General features: G+C 47.4%; 8 protein-coding genes and 1 tRNA gene. All 9 read right to left on the minus strand.

Annotated features, from left to right (window positions below; genetic code table 11):
• Positions 1-297: 297 nt before the first annotated feature.
• Positions 298-888: a TetR/AcrR family transcriptional regulator gene (locus IV45_RS05775; RefSeq protein WP_057741495.1), complete on the minus strand. Its 591-nt coding sequence runs from the start codon at positions 886-888 to the stop codon at positions 298-300.
• 105 nt (positions 889-993) lie between these two features.
• Positions 994-3,471, minus strand: coding sequence for an ATP-dependent Clp protease ATP-binding subunit (locus tag IV45_RS05780; protein ID WP_057741496.1), 2,478 nt, complete (start codon positions 3,469-3,471; stop codon positions 994-996).
• Positions 3,472-3,498: 27 nt separating this feature from the next.
• Positions 3,499-3,966, minus strand: a complete 468-nt coding sequence (locus IV45_RS05785) for a CtsR family transcriptional regulator (RefSeq protein WP_057741498.1) — start codon at positions 3,964-3,966, stop codon at positions 3,499-3,501.
• A 204-nt stretch (positions 3,967-4,170) separates the two neighbouring features.
• Positions 4,171-5,193, minus strand: a complete 1,023-nt coding sequence (adhP, locus tag IV45_RS05790) for an alcohol dehydrogenase AdhP (protein WP_057741500.1) — start codon at positions 5,191-5,193, stop codon at positions 4,171-4,173.
• A gap of 305 nt (positions 5,194-5,498) precedes the next feature.
• Positions 5,499-6,044, minus strand: a complete 546-nt coding sequence (locus IV45_RS05795; protein WP_057741502.1) for a DUF7679 family protein — start codon at positions 6,042-6,044, stop codon at positions 5,499-5,501.
• Positions 6,045-6,397: 353 nt separating this feature from the next.
• Positions 6,398-7,741 carry a PFL family protein gene (locus IV45_RS05800; protein ID WP_057741503.1) on the minus strand — a complete coding sequence of 448 codons (1,344 nt, stop codon included), beginning with the start codon at positions 7,739-7,741 and terminating at the stop codon, positions 6,398-6,400.
• 11 nt (positions 7,742-7,752) lie between these two features.
• Positions 7,753-8,019, minus strand: coding sequence for an ACT domain-containing protein (locus IV45_RS05805; protein WP_057741505.1), 267 nt, complete (start codon positions 8,017-8,019; stop codon positions 7,753-7,755).
• Positions 8,020-8,105: 86 nt separating this feature from the next.
• The gene (locus IV45_RS05810; RefSeq protein ID WP_057741506.1) at positions 8,106-8,894 is read right to left on the minus strand and encodes an SGNH/GDSL hydrolase family protein; all 789 of its coding nucleotides are present in this window, start codon (positions 8,892-8,894) and stop codon (positions 8,106-8,108) included.
• 512 nt (positions 8,895-9,406) lie between these two features.
• A tRNA-Pro gene (locus tag IV45_RS05815) sits at positions 9,407-9,480 on the minus strand.
• Positions 9,481-9,598: the final 118 nt, after the last annotated feature.

Consider the following 9,598-nt stretch of genomic DNA (forward strand, 5'->3'; position numbering starts at 1 on the left):
GTCCAAACTCAAATGTTACAATTTGATTACAATTCGTCAAAATTGCAACTTTTGAGCAAAAAAAATCCAAAAGCAGCTGGCAACTGCCTTTGGTTTTCTATAAAGAAGCCGGTGGACAAGAGATCACCGACCTCACTGGACTCACAAACTACATACGTTAATAATATAGGGCAAAATGCAGGCAAAGTCAATCGCAAAGCACCTTTGCAAAGCCCTTACATTGACTTTTTTCGAAAAAATTTACGCAATAAAAAATCACCAGCATGTCGAAATACGATTGCTGGTGATTATTTGCTTTTAGTGCTTCATCACACCGTTTAAGAAGACATCCAGGATAATCTTGCCCCGTTGCTCATTACTGATGGACTTGCCACCCAGCTGCTGCAGGGAACCAAACAGCGGAGTCAAGTCGGCAATGAACAATTCAGCAGCTTCCTTCGGCAAAATGTCTGGCCGCAATTTTGCTTCTGGCAGCTTGAAAAATTCTGAAACTGGTTCAATGTAGTCCATCATAAAGATGATCTCAAGCTTCCGCCGGCCACTTGGGCTCAGCAGAGAAGCCGTTGATCGCCAGCTGTCGTAAACATTGTTCGGGTGATTTTTGGTGAAGACCTGTGTGATCTCCCACAGCCGGTCTTTCGCTGACAAATTATCGCGGCGCATCACCTGGTTAATTTGTTGCCGGACCTTGCTGCAATGTGCGGACAAGACATCCAGGTATAAAACCTCTTTATCACTAAAATGATGATATAAAGCCGGCTGGGTAATGCCGATTTCCTTTGCAATGTCACGAGTTGAGGTTAATGCATAGCCCTTTTTCAGAAATAGTTTAGTAGCGGTCTCCATGATCGCGGTTCTGGTTTTTGCTAGCTGTTCTGTTCTCTTCATGATTTATCTCCCAATAAATTTTTGAATCTTCCCGCCAAATATTATAGTCAATTGTGAACTATATTTCCAGGAATTTAATGAAGAGTGCCTGATCAATTATTTGACTTATTTCGTCGTGATTAATTGCTTTTCATGCTGCGAATTCTCTTTGCTGAAAGTCAATTTATGGCGTCGGGAACCAACCGTCACCCGGTCACCCGACTGAATGTCGCCATCTAAAATCGCCATGCTCAACGGATCTTCCACCAGGTTCTGAATGGAACGCCGCAATGGCCGGGCACCATATTCAGGGTTATAACCGTCAGCGGCAATGTGATCAATAGCGCTGCTTGTAAAGCGTAGTTGAATACCCTGCTGCTTAACGCGTTCAATTAGTTTCTTGGTCAGCAATTTGACGATCTGGTGCAGGTCATCTTTGGTTAACGAGTGGAAGATGATGGTCTCATCAATCCGGTTCAAGAATTCGGGACGGAAGTGTTGCTTCAACTGAGCCTGAATGGCTGACTTCATTGCTTGGTAGTCGTGTTGAACGCCCTTGGCACCGAAGCCCACCGTCTTCTGGTCACGGAGCTGGGTAGCACCCAAGTTGGAGGTCATGATCAGAATCGTGTTTCTGAAGTCAACTCGGCGACCCTTGGAATCGGTCAGGAAGCCGTCATCCAAGACCTGCAACAACAGGTTGAAGATGTCAACATTGGCCTTTTCCACTTCGTCCAGCAGGACCACTGAATAAGGGTGCTGCCGAACTTTCTCGGTCAACTGGCCACCTTCTTCATAACCAACGTAACCCGGTGCCGCACCAACCAAACGACTGGCGCTGTAACGTTCCTGGTATTCAGACATGTCAATCCGGATCATATTGTCTTCGGAGCCAAACATTTCAGCCGCCAGCGCCTTGGCCAGTTCAGTCTTACCAACACCGGTTGGCCCTAAGAACATGAAGGAACCGATCGGCCGCGAAGGATCCTTCAAGCCGCTGCGGGCCCGCCGAATGGCACGTGCCAATGCTGACACCGCCTCGTCTTGGCCAACGACCCGTTCATGCAGGCCGCGTTCCAGGTGAATCAGACGATCGCTTTCCTTACGCTTCAACTGGGTCAGCGGTACCCCGGTCCATTCCGATACGATCTGAGCAATATCATCCGCATCGACGTGGGCGGAGTATTCGTCCTTTGATTCATTTTCACGCCGCCGGGCAGCAGCTTGATCCAACTTCTTCTTGAGTTTCAATTCCTCATGCCGCAAGCGCGCTGCGGTATCGAAGTCTTGCTGCTGGATGGCTGCTTCCTTCTGCTTTCGCAAGTCCGCCAGCTGCCGTTCTTGCTTAGCATGCGGACTGTCTTGGCCTTCCTGGTTGATATGAACCATAGCGCAGGCTTCGTCCATCAGGTCAATCGCCTTGTCAGGCAGGAAGCGATCCGTGATGTAACGACTGGAAAGGTTGATAGCCGCCTTAAGTGCCTCGTCTTCAATCTCGACATGGTGGTGCTTTTCGTACTTAGGCCGGATCCCCTTCAAGATGGAAAGTGACTGTTCCTTGCTTGGTTCTTCAACCATCACGGTCGCGAAACGACGCTCCAAGGCAGCATCAGATTCAATGTGCTTCTGATACTCATCCAAGGTCGTTGCCCCAATCATCTGGAGCTCACCACGTGCGAGAGCCGGTTTCAAAATGTTGGAAGCGTCGATAGCACCCTCAGCACCACCAGCACCAACCAGGGTGTGCAATTCATCGATGAAGAGGATAATGTGGCCATCCTGGTAGATTTCCTCAATGACCTTCTTCAAGCGGTCTTCAAATTCACCACGGTATTTGGTTCCCGCAACTAAGGAACCCATATCCAGCATCATTAAGCGGTGATGATCCAACTCAGCTGGGACTTTGTGAGCCGCAATTAACTGAGCTAGGCCCTCAACAATCGCTGTCTTACCAACACCGGGTTCACCAATCAGGACCGGGTTGTTCTTTGTCCGCCGGCTCAAAATTTGGATGACCCGCTTGATTTCCTTATCACGGCCAATTACCGGATCTGGTGACTCCTCAGCGGCCACTTTGGTCAGGTCACGGGCCAGTTTATCCAAGGTTGGGGTGCCCTTCCGGTTCGGACGACGATTACGGAGCCTTTGCTGGTTAAGGTCGACACCCAACCGCCGCAGCAAATTCCGCCGCGCCTGGGCAACATCCACATCCAGGCTCATTAAGATCCGTGATGAGAAGATGCGTTCGTCGCTTAACAAGGCTAAAAGCAGGTGCTCGGTACCGATCCGCTCTGCACCCAGCTGGCGGGCCGTCTGTGCAGCCGTGTTCAAGATCTCATTCAGTTTTGGTGAGTTCGGCAGGTAGCTGTGCGAATTCAACCCCTGCATCGTGCCGTAGCCCGTGAACCGTTCAATCTCTTCCTTTAAGTCATCACTGCTAATGTTCATTAAATGCAGCGCAGTGGCCGCCACACCAGTTTTCTCCAAACTCAATGCCAGCAGAAGATGCTCGGTGCCGACAGCTTGATGTTTGAACAAACGTGCTTGCTCTTGAGCAATTTTTAATGCGGCTTGTGCATTTGGTGTGTACAGAAAATCTGGCATAAGTTCCTCCTTGTATTAATTCGTCGCTTAGCTTTCGTAGCGCAAGCGATTTAAGAACGCAACGAGCAGTCGTGCCCGCAGTTTATTTTCGGCATTGTGATCATTCATGTCTAAGGTATGTTTGGACAACGCGACCAGCATTAAGTCACCTTCGCGCCGACTGATCACCTTTTCGCGATAAAGAGTCTTGATGACGTCGAAAGCGTCGTTCTCACTAATTGAACTCCCGATCGCATCGATCAGCATGTCCAAGACGTCGACGTCATCCAGCAATTTGACTCGTTCAATGCGGATATAACCGCCTCCACCACGCTTGCTTTGAACAAGATAACCATTTTGCAGGGTAAAGCGGGTTTTGATCACGTAGTTAATTTGTGATGGGACCACGTCAAAATGATTGGCAATTTCAGACCGCCTGATCTCGATCTGCTCATCATTGCCTAAAATTGACTTTAAGTAGTTTTCGATCACATCGGAAATGCTTTTACGATCCACTTACATCATCTCCCATCATCTGACTAATACTGACCATTATGATACCATATTTTGCTTAACGGCTAGTAGTAAAAGGGCTTTCGCTACTGATTATTAAGAAATAAAAAGGAGCCTCCAAATATATTGGAGACTCCTTTTCAATGCAGGGCTTGCAATTAAATATATGAGTTTAGAAAGAATTAGATTCGTTATTAATGACTAAGATTACTTGTTGTGAACAAAGTCAACAACGTTCCGGCCAACAACCTTGTTGTCCTTCAGTTCTTGGATCATGTCGTTGATTTCACTCAGCTTGCGAGTGTGAACGATTGGGTGAACCTTGCCTTCAGCACCGAACTGGAAGCATTCAGCCAAGTCTTGACGGGTACCAACCAGAGAACCAGCAACGATGATACCATCCAGAACCGTCTTAGCAATGTTCAGCTTCATGTCACCTTGTGGCAGAGCAACGGCAACTAAGCGGCCATCTGGACGAAGTGAGTTAACGGCTTGGTCAAAGGCTGCAGTAGTAACAGCAGTAACAACTGCGGCGTGAACACCGCCAACCTTTTCTTGGATCTGTTCGTCAACGTTGTTATCGTGACGGTTGATGCAGACTTCAGCACCGTTTTCCTTGGCAGCTTTCAGCTTGTCAGGGTTACCATCAACGGCAACAACGTGAGCACCAAATACGTTGTGAGCGAATTGGATACCTAAGTTACCCAGACCACCAGCACCAACGATGGATACCCATTGACCTGGCTTGATGTCAGCAACCTTCAAAGCCTTGTACATCGTAACACCGGCACAGGTTAAGGAAGTAGCTTCAACTGGGTCCAAGCCATCAGGAACCTTAACAGCGTAGTCGGCAGGAACGATACATTGTTCAGCCATAGCACCATCAACAGTGTAGCCGGCGTTCAGAACGTGGCGGCAAAGAGTTTCACGGCCAGTCAGGCAGTATTCACAGTGGCCACAGCCCTTGTAGAACCAAGCGATAGATACACGGTCGCCAACCTTCAGACTAGTAACACCAGGGGCAACCTTGGATACACGGCCGACACCTTCGTGACCAATAATCCGGCCTGGCTTCTTACCGAAGTCACCGGCAGCACAGTGAAGGTCGGTGTGACACAGACCACAGTATTCCATGTCAACTAAAGCTTCACCCGGCTTCAGATCACGCAGCTTAACATCCTTAACAGTAACGTAACCGTCTACTGGATCATTAATAACAGCAGCTTTCATAAGCGATAATCTCCTTTAAAAACAAGATCTTTGTTACTCTTTACACAAATTATCATAGCAGTGTTTTTGGAAAATGCAAGAGGTGATGTGAATTTTTTAACAAGTTTGTCACATTCCCGTTGGTTCCTTTAACGGCGGGGATTATGAGCTGTGCAACGTAGAATAATCCTAATTAAATTGACGTTGATCGTGAACAAAGATCAATAAATGTTCCTTACAAACTTGCTCATCGTGTCACTAACTATTAGTAAGTAAAAGCCCCCGCCATCCATCTGAATGACAGGAGCTTTACTTTGATTAATGAATTAACCGATAACCAACCAACGCATGAAGTCATATGCCTTGTTCTTAACTGGTGGAACCAGCTTGTGCAGGCGCTTCTCCATCGTTGCCTGGCTGCAGTTTTCACTGCCTTGCCGTAAGTAATCGGTCATTTGGTCGTACTTAGCAATGCCAAAACGCGTATATTCTGGCTTCAGGAATTGGTCACGAGTAATCCGATTGCTGGCATCCGCTTGACGCTTGCTGCGCTTGATCCGCAAAATCCGAACTGGCTGGGTTTCAGTTTGGCCATTAACCCGTACAGGGACGTCGATAATATCACCCTTCAGCAATTCATCCCAGTCTTCTGGATGGATTTTACGGTATTCCTTCAAGCCACGCTGCAATTTCTTCGGCAGCTGATACCATTTCGTGGATTCGTCAGAAAATTGAACTAGTGCCCAATAAGTTTTCTTTTTCTTGTCCTTCTTGCGGGGCTTAACCAGACTATACTTGTCCTTTTCTTCTTCATGTAATTCATATAAAGCACGGTCACGAAAACTCATTGATTGTAGATCTTTTTCACTCATAATCCTTTCTCGACTTTCTCCTGATTTGTAATGGCTTTCATCCTTATTATGACTGCAATTTCGGCCAGATATCAAGTAATAAGTTGATGAGATTTAAACCCCATTAATAAGAAAATATCTAACCTTTTTAGCGCCGTCGCAAAAGATTCAAAAACTTCAATTCCAGAAACGTATCTTAACACTTTTTAGCTAAAGAGCAATCATTTTTTATCAAATAAAGTTTGGCCTTCTTTTTGGTTAATATATGAAGCCTTACCACTGCTTGTTTCCCGTGAGTAACAAATGTCGATATCGTAAATAAAAACTCGCCCTAACCTCCATAGTTGGGACGAGTTCTTTCATATTAAGTAAGGTTAATTCTTGAATGAATGGATTGGTGCCGGAATCGTGCCGCCACGGTTAACCATTGCCTTGGCTGATCCCTTGCCAACATCCATGATCGGGGCATGACCCAGAAGACCACCGAATTCAACGGTATCGCCGACCTTCTTGCCAGGAACGGGGATCACCCGTACTGCCGTGGTCTTATTGTTGATCATGCCGATTGCCGCTTCATCAGCCATCATACCAGAAATAACCGCTGGATCGGTGTCACCAGGAATGGCAATCATGTCCAGGCCCACCGAACATACCGACGTCATGGCTTCCAACTTGTCAAAGTGGAGGGAGCCGTTCTCGACGCTGTTGATCATTTCGGCATCTTCAGAAACAGGGATGAATGCGCCCGACAAGCCACCAACATGGCTGCAGGCCATAATGCCGCCCTTCTTCACGGCATCGTTCAACATGGCCAAAGCTGCGGTGGTTCCGTGAACACCAACGTTGGATAAACCGATTGCTTCCAGCACTTCAGCTACGGAATCACCGGCCGCTGCCGTTGGGGCCAAAGACAGATCGACAATCCCAAAGCGCGTATTCAACCGCCGTGCCGCTTCTGACCCGATCAGTTGTCCCAAACGCGTGATCTTAAAGGTCGTCTTCTTGATCGTTTCCGCAACCACGTCCATGGACTGGCCAGCAACCCTGTCCAGTGCGGCCTTCACTACTCCAGGACCGGAAACACCACAGTTGATCACCGTGTCAGGTTCACCAACACCTAAGAAACCACCGGCCATGAACGGGTTGTCATCGACGGCGTTACAGAAGGTGACCAGTTTAGCGTTGGTCATGTAGTCTTTCTTGCTGGCGTCGACGACAATCTGCCCCATTTCCTTGATGGCATCCATGTTGAGCCCGGCCTTGGTCGAACCAACGTTAACGGAAGCACATACCAGATCGGTTTCAGCCAATGCTTGCGGCAAGGACTGGATCAACACATGGTCGCCCTTGGCATAGCCCTTCTGCACCAGTGCGGAAAAGCCGCCGACAAAGTCAACACCGATCTCGTGAGCAGCCCGATCCAAAGTTTTGGCGTATTTAACGTAATCGCGATCGCCGGAAGCGGCCGCAATCATGGCAATTGGCGTGACTTCAACCCGCTTGTTGGCAATCGTGATCCCGTATTCGGATTCCAACTCTTGGCCAACTTTTACCAGGTCACGTGCCTTTGTCGTGATCTTGTCGTAAATCTTCTGACAAGCGCGGTCGCTATCGCTGTCGATACAGTCAAACAGGCTGATTCCCATCGTGATCGTCCGTAAGTCGAGCTTTTCAGTATCCAGCATCCGGAGAGTTTGTTCAATTTGCTCAATCTCCATAATTACCCTCCTTACAGCTGCTGCATCGCCCGGTACAATTCTTCGTTACGCAGATTGATATCGACACCAATTTTCTTACCCAATGCACGCAGCTGGGTAATCAGGTCCTGTAAATCATCGTTTTCGTTCAACTGAACCTGCATCATCATTGTGAACGTGTCGTCCATAATCGTCTGCGAAATGTCTAAAATGTTGATATTGCGGTCGGCAAGGAAAGTGCTGACATGAGCAACAATGCCTGGTTTCTCTTGCCCTACTACAGTCAGAATTGCCTTCATAATGTGCCTCCTTAAATGTGCATCATACAGACTAATTTTAACATAGGCACTGCAGGTTAGCGCTTTCATTATTAAAAACTGACGACTTATATCTCCTGCAACTTTTGTTCAAAGATGGGCAGCCACTTCTGCTGATAGCCGGCTCGGGTCGGATGAATTTCGTCGGCCATGTATAGTGATGGTCCGCCATGGGGCAAAGTTGAATCATGGTACAAGTCAATGATCTTAAAGCCCCACTTCGGCTGCAAGGCCAATAAGCGGCCAACCATCTGTTTATACAATTGGTTATCGTAATATGGATTAGTATAGACAAAGGTTGGCACAGACCAGGTTTCCTGCACGTAATGCAAGATGAATTCAATGGCTCCCGTGATCGTACGCACATCGTAATCATCGGTCTGACTAATCTGACCCAGTGGACCGGCCTGCCCCTTAGCGTCGTTGGTGGAAAGCTGCAGCACAAAGGCGTCTAATTTGGTTGTTGGGTCAATTGTTTGCAAGCGGGCAACATAGGAATCGTGCGGGGAAAAGACATTCTTGTCGACTAAAGTGGTCCCTGACACAGCCTCTTTGATGGGTACGACCCCATCCTTCTTTGCCAAATAGTCCACAAATGATTCGCCTAAAGCGCCAAAGCCCCAGGTAACAGAGCTCCCCAAAAAGGCAATCCGCTTATCCTTCAACGGTGACGGGACAGTCCGCGTCTGATTGACACCATATTGAGCGGCATTGCCCGGCAACATTCTGAGCTGACCTACGATCTGCCGCAGTTTTGGTTGCCAATCACCCGAGTCGTTCAACCATTTGTCCATGGCCAATAGTGCACTTTTCGATAAGTCGTTGTCAGTCCGCAACTTTTCATATAAAGTATCCATCTGACTGAAGCCCTCCTTTGATATATTAATTACGTTATTGCTTGATTAGCTGACGATTTTGGATAAGCCGTCATTCGGTTCATCATGTTATAATTTTTGCAGGACGTTCACACTGAACTAGCTATTCAGTAAGTTTGTCCGAGTGAATATAATCGGATGATATGTCACCCCTCAACAATCCATTTTCACGGAGGTGAGTAATCATGCCGAAAGCTAGGAATGATTGGAGGAACAGAAACGGTCCAAATGGCTGTGGGTATTTGGTTGCTGGCCCGCGCGACATTGCTATTTGCAAAGGCCTACCAAATAGTAAAAGAGACTAACCATCGCGGCTAGCCTCTTTTCAAAACCCTAAAATCATCCAAATTCACGATTGAGAGTAGTGAGCTCGCACCTCACTGCTCTCTTTTCATTTAATATATTACTAAAACCAGTGCCCAATTTCAAACTGTTGATTCAAGTAAAAAAGCCTAATGCCAGCAAAGATTGCTAACATTAGGCTTCAACCATAATCGGAAATACACGATTTGAACGTGCGACCTCTGCGTCCCGAACGCAGCGCTCTACCAAACTGAGCTAATTTCCGAAAATTTTAAAAAAGAGCGCCACAACCATCATTAAAGATAACTGCCACGCTCCTCCTTAAAGATGCACCCAGTAGGAGTCGAACCTACAACCTTCTGATTCGTAGTCAGACACTCTAT

It is taken from the genome of Limosilactobacillus secaliphilus, from assembly GCF_001437055.1.
Classification (GTDB): domain Bacteria; phylum Bacillota; class Bacilli; order Lactobacillales; family Lactobacillaceae; genus Limosilactobacillus; species Limosilactobacillus secaliphilus.

Bases quoted from the DNA above. Each gene is read 5' to 3' on its own strand.
- IV45_RS05775 (WP_057741495.1), bottom strand. From the start codon at position 888: ATGAAGAGAACAGAACAGCTAGCAAAAACCAGAACCGCGATCATGGAG.
- IV45_RS05780 (WP_057741496.1), bottom strand. From the start codon at position 3,471: ATGCCAGATTTTCTGTACACACCAAATGCACAAGCCGCATTAAAAATT.
- adhP (WP_057741500.1), bottom strand. From the start codon at position 5,193: ATGAAAGCTGCTGTTATTAATGATCCAGTAGACGGTTACGTTACTGTT.
- IV45_RS05795 (WP_057741502.1), bottom strand. From the start codon at position 6,044: ATGAGTGAAAAAGATCTACAATCAATGAGTTTTCGTGACCGTGCTTTA.
- IV45_RS05800 (WP_057741503.1), bottom strand. From the start codon at position 7,741: ATGGAGATTGAGCAAATTGAACAAACTCTCCGGATGCTGGATACTGAA.
- IV45_RS05805 (WP_057741505.1), bottom strand. From the start codon at position 8,019: ATGAAGGCAATTCTGACTGTAGTAGGGCAAGAGAAACCAGGCATTGTT.
- IV45_RS05810 (WP_057741506.1), bottom strand. From the start codon at position 8,894: ATGGATACTTTATATGAAAAGTTGCGGACTGACAACGACTTATCGAAA.